We start from the raw sequence: 17,810 nt of genomic DNA, 5'->3' as shown, positions 1-17,810 counted from the left end.
TCCCGATAGTGGTTTCGGCGTATGCGGACCCGATGGTCGAAACCTATGCCCGCCCCCGTTTTGGAGAGCCGCGTGAGCCGACGAACCGGGTGAATCCGGGGAGCCGGCTGATGGGCGTGATCGACGTTGTCACCGCCAGCCATATCCGTTCGATCGCCTTCCTGGCGCTATGCTGTTTGTTGCTGTTCCTGCCGGGATTTTTCAACATCCCGCCGATCGACCGCGACGAGGCAAGGTTCGCGCAGGCGACCAAGCAGATGGTCGAGACCGGCGATTTTGTCGACATCCGCTTCCAGGATGACGTGCGTTACAAGAAGCCGGTCGGCATCTACTGGTTGCAGGCGGCGGCGGTCGAAACCGCATCGGCGCTCGGCCTGCCGCGCGCCCAGCTCCGGATCTGGATCTACCGCATTCCCTCGCTGATCGGCGCGACCGGCGCGGTGCTGCTGACCTACTGGACCGCCTTGGCCTTTGTGACGCGGCGCGGCGCGGTATTTGCCGCGCTGATTCTGGCCAGTTCGGTGCTGCTCAGCGTCGAAGCGCGGCTTGCCAAGACCGACGCCATGCTGCTGCTCACGGTCGTGGCGGCCATGGGGGCGCTGGCGCGGGTGTATTTGTCCTGGCAGCGCGGCGAGGATCCCGAGCATCCGCCGTGGAACTGGCCTGCGATCTTCTGGACCGCTTTGGCCGGCGGCATCCTGATCAAGGGGCCGTTGATCCTGATGTTCGCGGGACTGACGATTCTGACGCTCGCGATCCTCGATCGGTCGGCGAACTGGCTTTGGCGCCTGCGCCCGCTCTGGGGGCTGATGTGGATGCTGGTTCTGGTGCTGCCCTGGTTCGTTGCGATCGTCTGGCGCTCGGGAGACGCGTTCTTCGCGGATTCGGTCGGCGGCGACATGCTGAGCAAGCTGTCGGCGCAGGAATCCCACGGTGCGCCGCCGGGCCTTTATCTGCTGCTGTTCTGGATCACGTTCTGGCCCGGAGCGCCGCTGGCCGCGATGGCGGCGCCGGCGGTCTGGCGGGCGCGGCGCGAGCCCGGCGCGCAATATCTGCTGGCCTGGCTGATCCCGTCCTGGATCGTGTTCGAACTGGTGCTGACCAAGCTGCCGCATTACGTGCTGCCGCTCTATCCGCCGATCGCGATCCTGACCGTCGGCGCGATGGAGCGCCATGTGCTGTCGCGATCCTGGCTTCGGCGCGGCGCGGCCTGGTGGTTTGCCATTCCGGCGCTGACGTCCGTCATTGCCGTGATCGGCGCGGTGACGGTGATGCGCCAGCCGGTATTTCTGGCGTGGCCGTTCGTCGGCGCGGCGCTGATCTTCGGATTGTTCGCGTGGTGGCTGTTTGACGACAATCGCGCCGAACGCTCGCTGCTCAATGCCGTGGTCGCGGCGCTGTTTCTGGCCTTCGCCATCTATGGCGTCGTGGTGCCGGCGCTGACCCCGCTGTTTCCGAGCGCGGAGGTTGCGCGTGCGCTGCGCAACGTTGTCTGCGTCGGACCGCAGGCGGCGGCCGCGGGTTTCCAGGAGCCGAGTCTGGTGTTCATGACCGGGACCTCGACGGTGCTGACCGACGGCTCGGGCGCTGCGGATTTTCTCAGCCACGGCACGTGCCGCTTCGCGTTGGTTGAAGCCCGCTCCGAACGGGCCTTCGGGCAACGCGCCGAGGCCATCGGCTTGCGCTACAACATGGCGACGCGCATCGAGGGCTATAATATCTCGCAGGGACGCCCGATCTCGATCTCGATCTTCCGCTCCGAAGGCACGGAGTAAGATGTCCGAGCCCGCCGTGACCGGCGAATCCTCCAGCTATGTTTCGCGTCTTTCGGGCCTGGTACGGCAATCGGCGGTGCAATTGCTGCGCCCGGCATCGCATCCGCAAGCAACCGAGGCGGCGCGGAGATTTGCGCGCCAGGCGTTACTGTTGATCGTGGCCGGCGGCATCGCCGTCGTTGCGCTGATGTACGCGCTGGACGCTTACGAGATCGGCCTGATGCCGCCGCGCGGCACCCCCGGCCTTTGGCCAGCCCGCATCATTACGGATTTCGGAAAAGACGCCAATGTGCTGTCGCTGCTGGCCGTGGCGTTGGTTGCCGTTACCTGTATCGCGCCGGCATTACGGGGAGCCGCGCGGTCCCGGCTATTGCGCCTTGGCACCGACTTGCAGTTTTTCTTTCTGGCCGTGCTGGTCCCGGTTCTCGCGGGCGAGGTCATCAAGTGGATCGTCGGGCGCGGCCGCCCGTTTGTCGGCGGCAAGGCCAATGCGTTCAACTTTGTCCATTTTGCCGGAACCGAAGCCTATGCCAGCTTTCCGTCAGGGCATGCCATTGCCAGCGCGGCGCTGGCCTTTGCGGTCTCCGCCGTATGGCCGCAGGCGAGGGGCGCGGTGGTGGCCTACGTCCTGCTGATCCTGGGCTCGCGTCTCGTGCTGCTGGCGCACCATCCCAGTGACGTGGCTGGCGGCGCCTTGATCGGGGTGATCGGCGCGATGGGTGTGCGGTACTGGTTTGCGGCGCGCCGCCTCGGATTCGTCATCGGCCGCGACGGCGCCATCGCGCCGCCGCTCGCCCGAACCGGACCGCGCAAAGGGGTTGCCCGTGGGGCGTCCGCCCCATAAAAGCGGGCGCCGCAAAGTCCGGCCCAGCCGGTTTCCCACCGGTCCAACGCAAACGACGAGTGCTGAATTTGGTTTCCTCCGACAACGCAGCCGTAGCCGTTTCCATCGTTGTGCCGGTGCGCAACGAGGCCGAGAACGTGGCGCCGCTGATCGCGGAAATCGCCGCGGCGCTCGATGGCCGATGGTCTTACGAGATCATCTACGTCAATGACGGTTCGACCGATGCGACCGCCGCGCGGATCGCCGCCGCCATGCAGCAGCGCGGCAATCTGCGTCAGTTCCATCACGCGATATCCTCGGGCCAGTCGGCGGCGGTACGCAGCGGGGTCCGCGCCGCGCGCGGCGCCATCGTGGCGACGCTCGACGGCGACGGGCAGAACAATCCGGCATTCCTGCCGGATTTGATTGCGGCGATCGAGAAGGGCGGCGACCGCGTCGGTCTCGCTGCCGGGCAGCGGGTAGGGCGCAAGGACACCGGTTTCAAGAAGCTCCAGTCCCGGATCGCCAATGGCGTGCGCAACGCCATCCTGCGTGACGGCACCCGCGACACCGGGTGCGGCCTGAAGGCATTCCGGCGCGATGTGTTCCTGATGATGCCCTATTTCGACGGGCTGCACCGGTTTCTTCCGGCGCTGGTCCGCCGCGAGGGATACGAGATCGCCTATGTCGACGTCGTCGACCGGCCGCGCCGTTCGGGCGTGTCGAATTACGGTTTTTTCGATCGGCTGTGGATCGGAATCATGGATCTTGCGGGCGTATGGTGGCTGATCCGCCGCAAGAAACCGACACCTGTTGTGACCGAGGTAACGCGATGACCGGGCTGTTCAACTCTCTCGCCGCCTATCTGCATGACGTCTTCGTCATCAAGTTCGATGCCTGGGTCTTGCTGGGATTTGTGGCGCAGGGACTTTTCACCATGCGCTTCGTGGTGCAGTGGATTGCGTCCGAACGCGCGCGCAGGAGCGTAATCCCGGTGGCGTTCTGGTTTTTCTCGATCGGCGGCGGCTCGTTGCTGTTGGTTTACGCGTTGTATCGCAGGGACCCGGTCTTTATCGCAGGCCAGGCGCTCGGCCTCCTGGTCTATATCCGCAATGTTTATTTCATCATTTTAACGGTCCGCGAGAGATCCTCCGGCCACTGACCGATATCAGCCCTCCGACAAATATCAGCGCGGCAAAGGATGCGCCGCGGATGCGGGCAAGGCCGCCATATCCGTCTCAGCGCGCTGGTAGGCCGGCAGTTCGCCGGCCGCGTCGAGGACGGGATACGCCACCGAGCAGATATGCGAGTGGATTCGGCGCAGATCGCGCAGCACGTCGAGATGCAGCGAGGTGGTCTCGATCGTCTCAGGCCGGCCTTCGCGCAGCCGGTCCAGATGCCGCTCGACGGCGGCAAGCTCGGTGTTGCGCAGCGCCGCCTTGTCCGCCAGCAGCTTGCGGGCTTCGTTGACATCGCCCGACATGAAGACGCCGAATGCGATTCGCAGCGAGTCCATGGTTCGCTTGTGGAATGCCGACAGTTCTTCGGCGCCTTCCGGCGAAAACTGGAAACGGTGCTTGAGCTTCTTGGCGGCCAGTTCGCTCAGGTTCTTGTCGATGATGTCGCCGATATGTTCGAGGTTGATGGTGAAGGAAATGATCTCCATCGCCCGCCGCCCCTCGTGCTCGTCGAGGCTGCCCCGCGTCAGCTTGGTCACGTAAAGCTTGATCGCCTCGTCGAGATGGTCGACGCCGTTATCCATCTTGGAGACTTGGTCGAGCAGCACACGGTCGTTGCTCATCATCGCCGTCATCACCTTGCGCAGCATGACCTCGACGAGATCGCCCATGTGCAGGGTTTCGCGCGCGGCGTCGGCCAGCGCCAGCGAAGGCGTTTCAAGCGCGCTGTCGTCGAGATAACGCGGCCGCGACGGATCGGTTTCCTGGACCCGCTTCGGCAGCAGGTTTTTCAAGAGCCGGGCCATGTTGTCGAGCAGGCCGATGAAGACAATCGCCGTCGCCACGTTGAAGGCGATGTGAAATTCTGCGGTCATCTTGGCGAGATCGGGTTGCCAGGTCTGCAACAGATCGGCGATCGGCCGCAGAAACGGCGCGACCAGCGCCACGCCCACCACCCGGTTGATCAGATTGCCGAGGGGAAGGCGGTAGCTCGCGGGATTGTCGCGCCGCGCGCCCTCGAATACCGGGTTGATCGCGCTGCCGAGATTGGCGCCGAGCACCAGCGCCAGGGAAGCGTAAGGCGTGATGAACTGCGCGTAGGCCAGCGACATGATCAGCAGCACGCTGGCCACGCTTGAATGCACCGCCCAGGTGACGAGCGCGCCGATGATGATGCAGAGGACGGGATCGCCGGTGATGGCGCCCATCAGCACCCGAACGCTGGGCGCGTTCTCCGCGGGCGCCAACGTATCGAGCAGGATATGTAGCGCCAGCAGCATCAGGCCGAGCCCGATCGAGACGCGGCCGATATCCTTGATGCGCGAGCGCGCGCCGCTGCGGAATGCGACGAGGCCGAAGACGAACAGGACCGGAGCCGCTGCGGAGATATTGAACGACAACGCCTGGACGATCAGCGTGGTGCCGACATTGGCCCCGAGCATGATCGCCAGCGCCGGGACCAGGCTGACGAGGCCCTCGGCCGTAAACGAACTCGTGATCAGGGCGGTCGCGGTGCTGCTTTGGAGCAGAGCGGTCAGGCCGACGCCGGCGGCGAAGGCGGTGAAGCGGTTGTTCAGCGCGTTCGCCAGCAGCAGGCGCAGATCGGGCCCGAACGCGCGCAGAATGCCGCTGTGGACCATGTGCAGGCCCCACAGCAGCAACGCAACGCCACCCATTAAGTCGAGAAGAACGAGGCTTCCCATGATCGTCCAGTTCTGGATGTGAGCGAGTCAAAGGGTCAGGCTATCGCCAAATGACCGCAGATCAATCTTTTTATGTGCCAGATCGTTCCGAATTGCGGCGTCTGGCCCGCAGCAATCGCGCATAGTTAAGACGCCAAAAGCCGCTTCTCAAGAGTTGGCGGCGTTGAATGCGGCAAACCCGCGCTCGAGGTCGGCCTTGAGGTCCTCGACATTCTCCAGCCCGATATGCAGCCGCAGCGCCGGACCGCCGGGCGCCCACGTGGTCGCGGAGCGATAGCCGTCGCAGTCGAAGGGGATGACGAGGCTCTCGAAGCCCCCCCAGGAATAACCCATGCCGAACAGCCTGACGGTGTCGAGCAAGGCGTCGACGGCTTTCTGCGGCGCTGGTTTGAGCACAATGCTGAACAGGCCGGACGCACCGCTGAAGTCGCGTTTCCAGATCGCATGGCCGGGATCGCTTTCCAGCGCAGGGTGCAACACCTGCAGGACTTCCGGCCGTGCCGCGAGCCAGCGCGCCATCTCGAGCCCGGACCGCTGGTGATGCGCCAGCCGCACCGAAAGCGTGCGCAGGCCGCGCAGCGCGAGGAACACGTCATCCGGCCCTGCGCAAACGCCGAGTTCGCGAATGGTCTCGACCAGGCGCGGCCAGGTCTTTGCATTGGCTGAAATGGTCCCGAACATGATGTCGGAATGTCCGCCGATATATTTGGTCGCGGCCTGCAGGCTGATGTCGACGCCTTGCTCCAGCGCGCGGCGATAAACCGGGGTCGCCCAGGTGTTGTCGTCGATCACGATCGCGCCATGCGTGTGCGCGACGCCGGCGATGGCCGGAATGTCGGCCATTTCGAAGGTTTGCGAGCCCGGCGCTTCGACCAGCACCGCAGCGGTGTTGGATTTGAAAAATTTTGCCACGCCGGCGCCGATCAGGGGATCGAAAAAGGTGGTCTCGACGCCATAGCGCTTGAGCAGGCCGTTGCAGAAATTGCGCGACGGCCGGTAGATGTTGTCGCCGACCAGGAGGTGATCGCCAGCCTTGAGGGCCGAGAGCAGCGCCGTGCTGATCGCCGACAGGCCGGAGGGCACGATGCCGACGCCGGCGCATTGCGGGCCTTCAAGCGCCATCATGGCTTCCTGCAACGCTTTCGTCGTCGGCGTGCCGTGACGGCCGTACTGGAATTCGGCGCGATGGGCATGCAGGTCGTCCGCCGTGGGGTAAAGCACGGTGGAGCCATGCACGACCGGCGGATTGACGAATCCTTTCTGCGCCGTGGTGTCGCGGCCCGCCGTCACCAGCACCGTTTCGGTTTTCATCGGGGTCGATCGCGGATCGTGTCCTGAAGAATTCATCTGCGCCACCAAAGACGTTTTGCCGCAGCCATCGCCGGTTTGAGGCCCGCCGGGCGGCGGGTTCGGGCTGGGTCCGTTAATAACAAGACACAGAAGACAGCCGTCAACCCCTTGACCCGGCGGGCTGGCCGTTCTGTGATGCCGTGACTATTCCGTCGCCGCATGTTGAGGGGCCTGCCGCGACTTTTGATCCATCGTTTGACCTGACCATACGTCAAACTGCCTGTCAGATCGGCAGCGGCGGATTGCGAGGTTGGCCCATTGGTGCGCGCGATGATAAGCGAACATGTCCCGGACGACCTTTGAAAGGCCTTGCCATGAAGTGCGTATCCCTGGTTTTCACCCTTGCTCTTGCCGCCGGCCTTTCCACCGGGGTCGCCGACGCGCAGACCCTCAAGACGGTCACGGACCGCGGCATGTTATCCTGTGGGGTGAGCCAGGGGCTGCCGGGCTTCTCGCTGCCCGACGACAAGGGCAACTGGACCGGAATGGACGTCGAAGTCTGCCGCGCCGTTGCCGCCGCCATTTTCAACGATCCAAGCAAGGTCAAATTCGTTCCGCTGTCGGCAAAGGACCGCTTCACCGCGCTGCAATCCGGCGAGATCGACGTGCTCTCGCGCGACACGACCTGGACGCTGTCCCGCGACACCTCGCTCGGCGCCAACTTCACCGGCGTAACCTATTATGACGGCCAGGGCTTTATGGTGAAAAAATCGCTGAAGGTGAATTCCGCGCTGGAATTGAACAGCGCGTCGGTCTGCGTGCAGACCGGCACCACCACCGAGCAGAATCTGGCCGACTACTTCAAGAGCAATAACATGAAGTACGAGGTGATCGCGTTCGGCACCGCGGATGAAACGATAAAAGCCTATGAATCCGGGCGCTGCGACGTCTTCACTTCCGACGTGTCGCAGCTCTATGCCGAGCGCCTGAAGCTTTCCAGTCCCGCCGATCACATGGTGCTTCCGGAAGTGATCTCGAAAGAACCGCTGGGTCCGATGGTGCGCCATGGTGACGATCAATGGTTCGATCTCGTGAAATGGGTTTTGTTTGCGATGGTCGACGCCGAAGAACTCGGCATTACCCAGAAAAACGTTGACGACATGGCGAAGTCGGACAAGCCGGAGCTGAAAAGGGTGTTCGGCACCGACGGCAATCTCGGCGAACAGCTTGGTCTCACCAAGGATTGGGTGTCGCGAATCGTGAAGGCGGTCGGCAATTACGGCGAAGTCTATGAACGCAATGTGGGCAGCGGGTCCAGGCTCGGTATTGCGCGCGGGCTCAACCAGCTCTGGAACAAGGGCGGCATTCAATACGCGCCGCCCATTCGCTGATCGGGGCGATCTGCTGTAGCCTCCGGTAATGAGCATTGAGCCCCGCCGCCCGCCATCGCAGTTTATCGCCAGGCTGCGGCATGCGCTCGGCGGCCAGGCCGGCTGGAGCGGGTTCGTCCTTCAGCTTCTGTTTCTCGCCGCCACCCTCTGGATCGGCTACGAGATCGTGGCCAATGCCCGCGCCAATCTGCAGTCGCAACGCATCACCTCGGGCTTCGGCTTCCTGTCGAACACGGCGGGGTTTGACGTCAGCCAGTCGCTGATTCCGTATTCCGGCTCGGACACTTATACCCGCGTGTTTCTGGTCGGGCTGCTCAACACGCTGCTGGTCTCGGTCATCGGTATTTTCTTCGCTACGGTGATCGGCTTTGTCGTCGCGCTGGGCCGGCTGTCGCCGAACTGGCTGCTGTCGCGGATTTCCGGCGGTTATGTCGAACTGGTGCGCAACCTGCCGCTGCTGTTCCAGATCCTGTTCTGGTATCTGGCGGTGCTTGCCGCGCTGCCGTCGCCCCGGCAAAGCGTCTCGCTGTTCGATGTGGTTTTTCTCAACAACCGCGGCCTGGTGATTCCGCGCCCGATCGCGGGCCCCGGTTTTGAAGCGTTTGCGGTTGCCATCCTGATTGCGATCGCCGCTGCGCTGCTGTTGCGCATCCATGCGCGCCGAAGGTTGTTCGAGGGCGGAAAGCCGATGGTCGTCTGGCCCTATGTGATCGCCTTGTTGATCGGCCTGCCGCTGCTCGCGGCGCTGGTGTTCGGCGCCCCGTTCAGCTTCGAACTGCCGGTATTGAGGGGATTCAATTTTGCCGGAGGCTCGCGTGTCATTCCGGAATTGGTGGCGCTGACGCTGGCGCTGTCGATCTATACCGCAGCCTTCATTGCCGAGATCGTGCGCGCCGGCATCCAGTCGGTGCATAAGGGGCAGATGGAGGCCGGCGCATCGCTCGGGCTGACCCGGGGGGCAGTGCTGCGGCTGATCGTGGTGCCGCAGGCGCTGCGGGTGATTTTGCCGCCGCTCACCAGCCAGTATCTGAACTTGACGAAAAACTCTTCGCTGGCGGTCGCGATCGGCTATCCGGATTTGTTCTCGGTCTTCGCGGGAACGACGCTGAGCCAGACCGGGCAGGCGATTGAGATCATCGCCATCACCATGGGCGTCTATCTTTTGATTTCGCTGCTGACCAGCGCGATCATGAACTTCTATGGATGGCGGCTCGGCCGGAGCCTGGGCGCATGAGCGACACCGCCGATCGGGCCTTTGTCCGGCAGGAACTGATCCCCGAACGCGCCGCGCCGGTGAAGACCACCGGTGTCATCGGCTTTCTGCGCACGCGCCTGTTCAACTCGCCGACAAATATCCTGTTGACCGTCGCCGGCGCATTGTTGCTATGGTTCATCGTGGTTCCGTCGCTGCGATTTTTGCTGGCCGATGCGGTCTGGCACGGCACCGACCGCAACGCATGTCTGGCGGAGAATGCCGGACAGGCCGTCGGCGCGTGCTGGCCTTACGTGCGGGCGAAATTTTCGCAATTCATCTATGGCTTTTATCCCGAGCCTGAGCGCTGGCGGGTCAACCTCACCTTCATCCTCGCGGCGCTGTTGCTGCTGCCGCTGCTGATCCCGCGGCTGCCGGCCAAGGGTCTCAACGCCGGTCTGTTCTTCATCGCATTTCCTGTCGTCGCGTTTTTCCTGCTGCATGGCGGCGGATTGAGCGGTTTCGGGATAGGCTGGACCGCGAGCATCCTTTCGGGATTTGCCGACAGCATCGGCGAGGCTGGCCGCCAGCTCGCCAGCGTCGGCGAGGCGACCGCTGTGATCGGGCCGTTGCTGGCTCTGTTGGGCGAATTGATTGAATTCATCGCCACCGCGCTTGCCGTTTTGATCTCGCCATTGATCTGGCTTCGCGATTTCATTCAGGCCTCCCGCCATGCCCTGTGGTCTGACTTCGCCGCCACCGCCGCGATCGTCTCGATCCTCGCGTTCTGGCTGGGCGGCGGCGTTCGCGCCGGATGGCGCGCGCTGATCATGAGTCTTGCGAGTTTTGCGGGCATCGGTCTCGTGATTGCTGTCATGGGCCTCGATCATGGCGGGCTGCCTGTCGTCGATACCCGGCTGTGGGGCGGCCTTCTGGTGACGCTGGTGGTGTCGGTCACCGGTATCGTCGCGTCGATGCCGGTTGGCATCGTGCTGGCCTTGGGGCGGCGCTCGACGATTCCGTTGATCCGGATCTTCTCCGTGGCCTTCATCGAATTCTGGCGCGGCGTTCCCCTGATTACGGTGCTGTTTTTCGCGACCTACATGTTGCCATTGTTCGTTCCGTCAAACTTCACCATCGATGGGCTGGTGCGCGTGCTGATCGGTATCGCTTTATTCGCGGGCGCCTATAACGCCGAGGTGATCCGCGGCGGTCTTCAGGCGATCCCGCGCGGGCAAAGCGAGGCGGCGAGCGCGCTTGGACTGTCCTGGTGGAAAACGACGGCGCTGATCGTGATGCCGCAGGCGCTGCGCCATGTCATTCCCGGCCTCGTCAACAGCTTCATCGCGCTGTTCAAGGATACTTCGCTGGTTTCGATCGTCGCGCTGTTCGATCTGCTCGGGCAATTGCGGGCGTCATTCGCCGATCCGGCATGGGCCACGCCGACGACGCTGTTCACGGGGTTCGCTTTCACCGGCATGATCTACTTCGCGTTCTGTTTCGGAATGTCGCGCTACTCCCTGTTCGTCGAGCATCGGCTGAACGCCCACCGCCACTGAGAAAACGACATGACCGAGAACGCCATCGTCAGTATTTCCGGCCTCAACAAATGGTTCGGCGACTTTCATGTGCTGCGCGACATCAACCTCGAAGTCGGGCGGGGCGAACGCATCGTCATTTGCGGCCCGTCGGGTTCCGGTAAATCGACCTTGATCCGCTGCATCAATGCGCTCGAGGAATTCCAGGAAGGCCGGATCGTCGTCGATGGCATCGAGCTGGGGCCGAATTTGCGGCGGGTCGATGAGGTCCGGCGCGAGGTCGGCATGGTGTTCCAGAGCTTCAATCTGTTTCCGCATCTGACCGTGCTGGAGAACTGCACGCTGGCGCCGATCTGGGTGCGCAACATCCCGAAGAAGGATGCCGAAGCGGCCGCGATGAAATATCTGGAGCGGGTCAAAATTCCGCATCAGGCCAATAAATACCCCGGCCAGATGTCGGGCGGTCAGCAGCAACGCGTCGCGATCGCGCGCGCGCTGACGATGAACCCGAAGGTCATGCTGTTCGACGAGCCGACCTCGGCGCTCGATCCCGAAATGGTCAAGGAAGTGCTCGATACGATGGTGGATCTCGCCCGGGAAGGCATGACCATGCTGGTCGTCACCCACGAAATGGGATTTGCCCGGGAAGTCGCCAACCGTGTGGTCTTCATGGATGCGGGGCAGATCATGGAGTCGAACACGCCGGCCAATTTCTTCGCCGATCCGCAGCATGCGCGAACCAAGCTGTTTTTGAGCCAGATTTTGCGGTGAGCGGGAGAGCGGCGAGTAGCGAATAGGGATTCCATTCGCCATTCGTTACTCACTACCTTCCATTCGGCTCTCATATCTTCGCGAATGGCACGTCGATCTTGGTATGCTTTTCCAGCCATTCCGGCACCGGAAGGTTCTTCGAGCGCATGAAGGCCGGATTGAACAGTTTCGACTGATAGCGGTTTCCGGAGTCGCAGAGGATCGTGACGACGGTCTTGCCGGGTCCAAGCTGCTTGGCGAGCCGGATCGCGCCCGCGACATTGATGCCCGTGGAGCCACCGAGGCAGAGCCCTTCGTGCTCGAGCAGTTCGTAAATCACCGGTACGGCTTCCTCGTCCGGAATGAGGAAGGCGTCGTCGACTTTCGCGGTTTCGATGATCGGCGTCACGCGGCCGAGGCCGATGCCTTCGGTGATCGATCCGCCCGGCGTCGATTTGACCTGGCCGTTCCTGAACAATTCGTACATCGCGGCGCCGCGCGGATCCGCGCAGGCGACGACAATGTCCTTGTTCTTTTCCTTCAGGTAACGGCTGATGCCGGCCAGCGTGCCGCCGCTGCCGACCGAGCAGATGAAACCGTCCAGCTTGCCGCCGGTCTGTTCCCAGATCTCGGGGCCGGTCGAATCGTAATGGGCCTTCGGGTTATCGAGGTTGTTCCATTGATCGGCGAACAGCACGCCATTCGGCTCGGTCTTGCGCAGCTGGTCGGCGAGCCTTCTTCCGATATGCTGGTAATTGTTCGGATCGGCGTAGGGCAGCGCCGGCACTTCGACCAGTTCGGCGCCGCACAGCCGCAGCATGTCCTTCTTTTCCTGGCTTTGCGTTTCCGGAATCACGATCAAGGTCCGGTAGCCGCGCGCGCTGGCCACGACGGCGAGACCGATGCCGGTATTGCCCGCGGTTGCTTCCACCACCAGGCCGCCGGGTTTGAGCTGGCTGCGTTTCTCCGCCTCGAGGATCATCCATTTCCCGGCGCGGTCCTTGACCGACTGGCCGGGGTTCATGAACTCGGCCTTGCCCAGAATGGTGCAGCCGGTCGCTTCGGAAGCGCGCTTGAGCTTGATGAGCGGCGTATGGCCGATCGCTTCGACGACGTCGGTATTGATCTTCATCGGCGGAATCTTGCTGGTCTGCTGTTGGATCCGGCCATGACCCTAGAGCGCGACAGGGGGAAGTGGAAGCATTTTGAGGGGCGTGCCGGGACCGGCGTTTGGCCCAAAGATCGGGAACAGCCGGAAATCGTCCTGGAAGGTTGATGCATGCCGCTGTGGAGCGTATAGGCGGCCCATGTCAGAACAATCCAGGCACGAGACGGGCGCCGTCGCGGAGGCGGTCGCGGACTGTCCACGCTGCCATAAGCCGCAGCCGCTATGCATCTGCGACAGCATCACGCCGATCGACAGCAGGATTTCGCTGCTGATCCTGCAACATCCGCAGGAACAGGACCGGGCGCTCGGCACGGCGCGGCTGACGGCTCTGCATTTCAAGGATGCTGTCGTGAGGATCGGACTGTCCTGGCCCAGCCTGTCAAAGGCGCTGGGGCGGCCGGTGCATGATCCCTCGCGCTGGGCGGTGCTCTATCTCGGCTCGGCGAAGGTCGCCGACCTCGATACCTCAAGCGAGGTCGTTGCCATCAACCGCAAGGGCGGGATCGAGGACGGTCAGCGCGGCATTCTCAACGATATCGAAGGCATCGTGCTGCTCGACGGCACCTGGAGCCAGGCCAAGGCGCTGTGGTGGCGCAATGCGTGGATGCTGAAATGCCGGCGCATCATCCTTGGGCCATCGCGTCCGTCGCGCTACGGACAGTTGCGGCGCGAGCCGCGGCGCGATGGCCTTTCCACCATCGAGGCGGCGGCGATGGTGCTGGCCGCCCTGCAGAAGCGGCCGGACATTGCCGAGACGTTGCACGCCGGTTTCGAGCGGATGCTGGCGCGCTATCGCGAGGTGCAAAGCGTATCGCCCGAGCTGGCCCCCCGACCGAAGCCGAAGCGGGACTATCGCCGCCGCCGGGCCTGACCGGGTATTCGCCGCCGTGACGCCGCTCGCCGTTGCTCCATAGCGTTTTCGAGCGAAGTGGATTCCGGTTCGCGTGAAGAAAAAGCGTCTAAACAAAATGTTAGACCCGCTTCTGATTCAAAAGGCTCTAATTGGTCTTGCCGTCCGATTCGGCGGGCTTGATCTCCGGCGATGTCTCGCTCCATTGCGACACGCAGCGCTCGAGATCCCTCAAGTTCTGCCGCATCTGTTCGAGCGAAAAACCAAGTGCGAAAAAGCGTTCGGCAACATCGCCCGGGACGCCGCGCGTCAGGCCGGCGCTGCGAACCGCTGCGACCGCCGCGGCGTAAGCCTCCAGCGCCGACTGGACCGGCCAGATTGCGGGGGCGCCCCGGCCGGTCCGCAGCGCCGCGGCCATCGCCGTGAGATAGTCGGACATCGCGTTGCTGACATCGGCAAGCGGCGCGGCGAGACGCTGCTGCAACTCGATCGGCAGCGGCGTCACGCTGGCGCGTCCGATCATCACGAGGTCGTGGCGCAGCCGCAGGATGGTGCGCAAAAGCGGCCCGGTGTCGGGGCCGGAGGAGAGCCTGGCCGCGCGTTCGCGTTCGGCCTCGGCGCCGACGGTGTTCAGCCCGACCAGCGCCGAGCCGATGCCGTCCTGCAGATTGTGAAGGGCTTCATTGTCGAGGCCACGGGTCAGGCCGGACAATAATTCCTTCAGCGCCGCGGCCATCAGTTCGAGCACCTGCGCGCCGTTGACGCGGATCTGGCTATGGGCGCGGGATGGGAACACCAGGAACGACACCACAAGGCCGGTGACGGCGCCGACCGTGACTTCCAGCACCCGGTCGATCGCGGAGTCCAGGGGATCGCCGTGGTTCATGAGCGGCAGCAGCAGCACGATGATCGCGGTGACGGTTGCCACGTTCAGGCTCGGGTTGATGGCGGCGATGAACGCCAGCGGCGCCACCGCCATCACCAGGACGGCGAGCAGGGCACCTTCGCCATGGTGCGGGATCAGCACGGCTACCGCGCCGCCATAGATCGCGCCGCCAATGGTCCCGACCAGATAGTCGCGGGTTGCCTTCAGCGACCGGCCGACGCTCATTTGCGTCACGATGATGGATGTCAGCACCGCCCACAGCGGCAGGGCAAGGTTGAGCGCCAGCGCGATCACGAGCGCGCCCATCGCGGCCACTGTGACCCGGACACCCAGGCCGAGTTCGACCTTTTTTGATTTGAGCCAATTGGTGGCAGGTTTGAGGAATGCGGTCATCCGAGCGGATCTGCGAGTTACATGGGCTGTTATAGAGAACTCTTGGCGCACCCTAAACAGCAGAGCGATCTGATCGGAGCCTCGTGGCCGCCAAAATGTTTCAATAAAATCAAAGAACTGGGGATGGAGGCCACGACCAGAATTGAACTGGTGTAAACGGTTTTGCAGACCGCTGCGTAACCACTCCGCCACGTGGCCCCATAGCTGCGGATCAATACAGAGCCTCAAGCGCTTAAGCAACCGACTCCTGTTTAGACGATCTGGGCGCGGGAACCATCGTGTCTTACCGCTGGGCCTGACCGGCCGCCGGGGTCGAACCGACCGGTGTCTGGTCGGCGGATTGCGGCGGCAACCGCGCATGCGCCATGTTGATCAGGCAATCGGATTGCGATGCCGAAATCGTGCCGTCGCTGCATTCGAATCTCGGGGGCAAGGCGTCGGCCGCCGGAGCGGGATTTGACGCCGTGACCTCTACCGGCTCGGCCGCATTGTTCCGTGCAACCGGTTTCTGCGACAGGGCGCAGCCGGTGCAGGTAAGCAAGATCAATAAAGCAGAGCCTGTCCGCATCGCATCGCTTCGGGAGGATATTGCGGCGGCCGACACGGCTGACATCGTTCCGTGCCAACCGGCTGGCCCGTCAATTCCGGCAACACCGATACAACGGAGACGCTTGATTCGGATACGCCCCGATGCGCCGCATGCCCGTGGCAGCTTGACCGGCAACATGGACCTGATGAGGGAGGCAGACGGTTGCGGAGCCGGCTCTGTCCCGGCTCTCGGGTCGATCAATGTCGGGCGTTGACCGGGTACGGCGCACGCGCGAGGGCCGGTCGCGCAATCACGCGATCAGGAGGCTGCGTACCAGCCGTCCGGAAATGGAATCAGCGGCCAGGCGTGCTCATTGTCGTTGGCGGCGTGGGGCGGTTGATGGGAAGCACGCGGGCTGATCAAGAAATCCTCCTGCGGGGCGGGCGCAACGGCCGTTCGCACGGCGTCCAGCAATCGCTCGAATTCAGCTTCACTCATTGCGCTCTCCCAAGTTCGAGAGCGCAACGTCTCAGAAGTGGTTTGTCGCTGGATTGAAGCGATTGCTCAAATTGTATCGATCGGGCGAGCGCGGCACATGTGGTTACTGAAATCTTATTCTGGTTATTAAAATGAGATCGTCCGCCGTCCCATCCGCTGCGAGAAAAATCGCATTCGGCTGTTGTTCTTTGCTGTATCCGCCGGAATGACGACCGCGCCCGCGGGCGGCGCCATCAAGCAAAAGAGTGTGGTCATCGGCGCAGGCCGATATCGCGACACTGCATAGAAGCGGGCCCGCACGCCGGACGTCGACCGGCTTTGCGCCGGGCGCAATCCCGAACGTGAAAGCGATCGTCGCCTGCCTGCGGCGGCAGGCCAATCTCGGATATTGAAGCCCGATGGGCTTGGTTTCAGAGCTGGAAATCCCGGATGAATTGCGGCACCTCGATGCCTTCGCGCAGCTTCGGATCCGACTCCGGCGGCAACGCGACGACCTGCAATGGAATAATGCCGGCCCAACAATCGAGCTTGTAGTCGTCCTCGTCATCGATGGGCGGTCCCGAGCGCAGCTTGGCCGAAGCCTCGTCGAGCCGCATCCGGATGATCCGCGTCGCCTTCCATTCCTGCTCGGTCGGTTGACGCGCGTGTTGCCACAGACCTTGTGCGACGCGATTCGTGAAAACTTCCAGCACGCGCTTCTTGTCGTCGTCGTTCTCGACAAACTCGGCATTGCCGAACGCCATGACCGACCGGAAATTGACGTTGTGGTTGAAGGCTGCGCGGGCAAAGACGATGCCATCCAGATGAGTGACGGTGAAGCAGACCGGAATGCCCTTCGACTGGGCCTTGAGCATGCGGCTGGCTGACGAGCCGTGCCAGTAGACATAATCGTCGATGCGCCAATGGTTGGTCGGCGTTACGTAGGGGGCTCCGTCGATCACATACCCGACCTGGCACACCAGGGCGGCGTCGATGATCGCATTGATGGTGTTCTTCTCGTAATCGCCCAGCCAGTGATACCGCTTCAGCCGCGTGCGTTCGCTCGGAGGCTCAGCCGCTGGAGCTTCGATCTTCCCGTCCATGAATATCCATCCATTCCATCGCTATACGTTAGAGAGATATAGCGAGAAACGTAAAATGTAAAATGAAATGATGCGGTGCGTAATTTCGCGGGGATTGCACTGGGTTCCCAGGCCTTGCCGAGCAGCGTCGGATCATCAAAATCATCGGACGCCAGCGAATGGCTTCAGAGCGACCTGCGCAACACGTCGAGTTCGGGCAGGAGGAGGACGCTCTCCTGCTCGTTTGGATCCGTGCGCGAGATGATGGCGACGGCCTCCTCGGTCTTGCTTGGATTGTAGGGCAGGTGCGGCACGCCGGCGGGGGCTCAGCGTAGAACGGATAGAATCCCGTTGTGAGACAAGGCGCGCCCTTTGACTTGTCGTTTTGCGCACCCGGCTGCGGGAGCGGAGCTAGCCGTTCATTCGCTAAATATGCGGATGGTCGCTGTGGGCGCCACGCGAGCACAGGGCGCGATTCAGATAACTCAGGGGATCAACGGTTCGGCCGAGTACATTCGTCAGCGCCGTCGATCCGGATGCAACCATCATCACGAGGGCAATCCACCGAACCGTTTTAAAACCTCGATCGGACCGTCTCGTCCCGCGTGATCGGCAGTGTGGCTGAACGCCGCCGCACCGATAAACCGCGGCAGAAGCGACATCGATCAGGATAGCGCCTCGTCGCGGGGCGCGATGAGGCGAGCGCCAGCTTCATGGATACGCAAACAGCATCGCGAGACTGGCGATATCCTGTTCGATACCCCGAAAAATTTACCGATGTCGGC

At 63.0% G+C, this 17,810-nt stretch carries 16 protein-coding genes, 1 tRNA gene and 1 pseudogene; 9 read left to right on the top strand and 9 right to left on the bottom strand.

Annotated features, from left to right (window positions below; translation table 11 throughout):
- The first annotated feature begins 32 nt into the window (after positions 1-32).
- From HB630_RS25070 to HB630_RS25055, 4 genes are read left to right on the top strand one after another with little or no spacing between them, the layout of a single operon-like run.
- The gene (locus HB630_RS25070; RefSeq protein ID WP_213775395.1) at positions 33-1,775 is read left to right on the top strand and encodes a glycosyltransferase family 39 protein; all 1,743 of its coding nucleotides are present in this window, start codon (positions 33-35) and stop codon (positions 1,773-1,775) included.
- Between the two features lies 1 nt (position 1,776).
- Positions 1,777-2,619 (top strand): phosphatase PAP2 family protein, encoded by an 843-nt coding sequence (locus HB630_RS25065; RefSeq protein WP_213775394.1) that lies wholly within the window; start codon positions 1,777-1,779, stop codon positions 2,617-2,619.
- Between the two features lie 59 nt (positions 2,620-2,678).
- Positions 2,679-3,434: a glycosyltransferase family 2 protein gene (locus HB630_RS25060; RefSeq protein WP_346656138.1), complete on the top strand. Its 756-nt coding sequence runs from the start codon at positions 2,679-2,681 to the stop codon at positions 3,432-3,434.
- Complete coding sequence (locus HB630_RS25055; RefSeq protein WP_213775393.1) at positions 3,431-3,760, top strand: lipid-A-disaccharide synthase N-terminal domain-containing protein; 330 nt, start codon at positions 3,431-3,433, stop codon at positions 3,758-3,760. The genes HB630_RS25060 and HB630_RS25055 overlap by 4 nt, the downstream gene beginning before the upstream one ends.
- A gap of 24 nt (positions 3,761-3,784) precedes the next feature.
- On the opposite strand, the gene HB630_RS25050 is transcribed toward HB630_RS25055, so the two are convergent.
- Both HB630_RS25050 and metC read right to left on the bottom strand, forming a co-directional pair.
- On the bottom strand, positions 3,785-5,479 hold the full coding sequence (locus tag HB630_RS25050; RefSeq protein ID WP_213775392.1) for a Na/Pi cotransporter family protein: 1,695 nt from the start codon (positions 5,477-5,479) through the stop codon (positions 3,785-3,787).
- Positions 5,480-5,626: 147 nt separating this feature from the next.
- On the bottom strand, positions 5,627-6,826 hold the full coding sequence (gene metC / locus HB630_RS25045) for a cystathionine beta-lyase (RefSeq protein ID WP_213775391.1): 1,200 nt from the start codon (positions 6,824-6,826) through the stop codon (positions 5,627-5,629).
- Positions 6,827-7,143: 317 nt separating this feature from the next.
- On the opposite strand from metC, the gene HB630_RS25040 reads away from it, so the two are divergent.
- Genes HB630_RS25040 through HB630_RS25025 form a run of 4 tightly spaced genes read left to right on the top strand, consistent with a single transcriptional unit; the run spans position 7,144 to position 11,661 of the window.
- Positions 7,144-8,160, top strand: coding sequence for an amino acid ABC transporter substrate-binding protein (locus tag HB630_RS25040; RefSeq protein ID WP_213775390.1), 1,017 nt, complete (start codon positions 7,144-7,146; stop codon positions 8,158-8,160).
- Between the two features lie 28 nt (positions 8,161-8,188).
- On the top strand, positions 8,189-9,394 hold the full coding sequence (locus HB630_RS25035) for an amino acid ABC transporter permease (protein WP_213775389.1): 1,206 nt from the start codon (positions 8,189-8,191) through the stop codon (positions 9,392-9,394).
- The gene (locus HB630_RS25030; protein WP_213775388.1) at positions 9,391-10,911 is read left to right on the top strand and encodes an amino acid ABC transporter permease; all 1,521 of its coding nucleotides are present in this window, start codon (positions 9,391-9,393) and stop codon (positions 10,909-10,911) included. Before HB630_RS25035 ends, HB630_RS25030 begins: the two co-directional genes overlap by 4 nt.
- Positions 10,912-10,920: 9 nt before the next feature.
- Complete coding sequence (locus HB630_RS25025) at positions 10,921-11,661, top strand: amino acid ABC transporter ATP-binding protein (protein ID WP_218626236.1); 741 nt, start codon at positions 10,921-10,923, stop codon at positions 11,659-11,661.
- Between the two features lie 70 nt (positions 11,662-11,731).
- Here the strand turns inward: HB630_RS25025 and HB630_RS25020 are convergent, their stop codons facing one another.
- Positions 11,732-12,772 carry a cysteine synthase A gene (locus HB630_RS25020; protein ID WP_213775387.1) on the bottom strand — a complete coding sequence of 347 codons (1,041 nt, stop codon included), beginning with the start codon at positions 12,770-12,772 and terminating at the stop codon, positions 11,732-11,734.
- A gap of 175 nt (positions 12,773-12,947) precedes the next feature.
- On the opposite strand from HB630_RS25020, the gene HB630_RS25015 reads away from it, so the two are divergent.
- Entirely contained in the window at positions 12,948-13,679 is a 732-nt protein-coding gene (locus HB630_RS25015) for a tRNA-uridine aminocarboxypropyltransferase (RefSeq protein ID WP_213775386.1), read from the top strand.
- A 127-nt stretch (positions 13,680-13,806) separates the two neighbouring features.
- On the opposite strand, the gene HB630_RS25010 is transcribed toward HB630_RS25015, so the two are convergent.
- From HB630_RS25010 to HB630_RS24985, 6 genes and pseudogenes are all read right to left on the bottom strand, one after another.
- Positions 13,807-14,937, bottom strand: a complete 1,131-nt coding sequence (locus HB630_RS25010; protein ID WP_213775385.1) for an FUSC family protein — start codon at positions 14,935-14,937, stop codon at positions 13,807-13,809.
- Between the two features lie 124 nt (positions 14,938-15,061).
- Positions 15,062-15,135, bottom strand: a tRNA-Cys gene (locus HB630_RS25005).
- Positions 15,136-15,220: 85 nt separating this feature from the next.
- The gene (locus HB630_RS25000) at positions 15,221-15,484 is read right to left on the bottom strand and encodes a hypothetical protein (RefSeq protein WP_213775384.1); all 264 of its coding nucleotides are present in this window, start codon (positions 15,482-15,484) and stop codon (positions 15,221-15,223) included.
- Positions 15,485-15,784: 300 nt separating this feature from the next.
- Positions 15,785-15,964, bottom strand: a complete 180-nt coding sequence (locus HB630_RS24995; RefSeq protein ID WP_213775383.1) for a hypothetical protein — start codon at positions 15,962-15,964, stop codon at positions 15,785-15,787.
- Positions 15,965-16,374: 410 nt separating this feature from the next.
- Positions 16,375-17,046: a pyridoxamine 5'-phosphate oxidase family protein gene (locus HB630_RS24990; RefSeq protein WP_213775382.1), complete on the bottom strand. Its 672-nt coding sequence runs from the start codon at positions 17,044-17,046 to the stop codon at positions 16,375-16,377.
- A gap of 164 nt (positions 17,047-17,210) precedes the next feature.
- Positions 17,211-17,348: pseudogene (locus HB630_RS24985) on the bottom strand (cupin); the annotation flags it as partial.
- Between the last annotated feature and the right edge of the window lie 462 nt (positions 17,349-17,810).

The organism is Bradyrhizobium sp. dw_78 (assembly GCF_018449525.1).
Lineage (GTDB): Bacteria > Pseudomonadota > Alphaproteobacteria > Rhizobiales > Xanthobacteraceae > Bradyrhizobium.
Note: the sequence above shows the minus strand (reverse complement) of the source record. Positions and strands in the feature narration are given on the sequence as shown.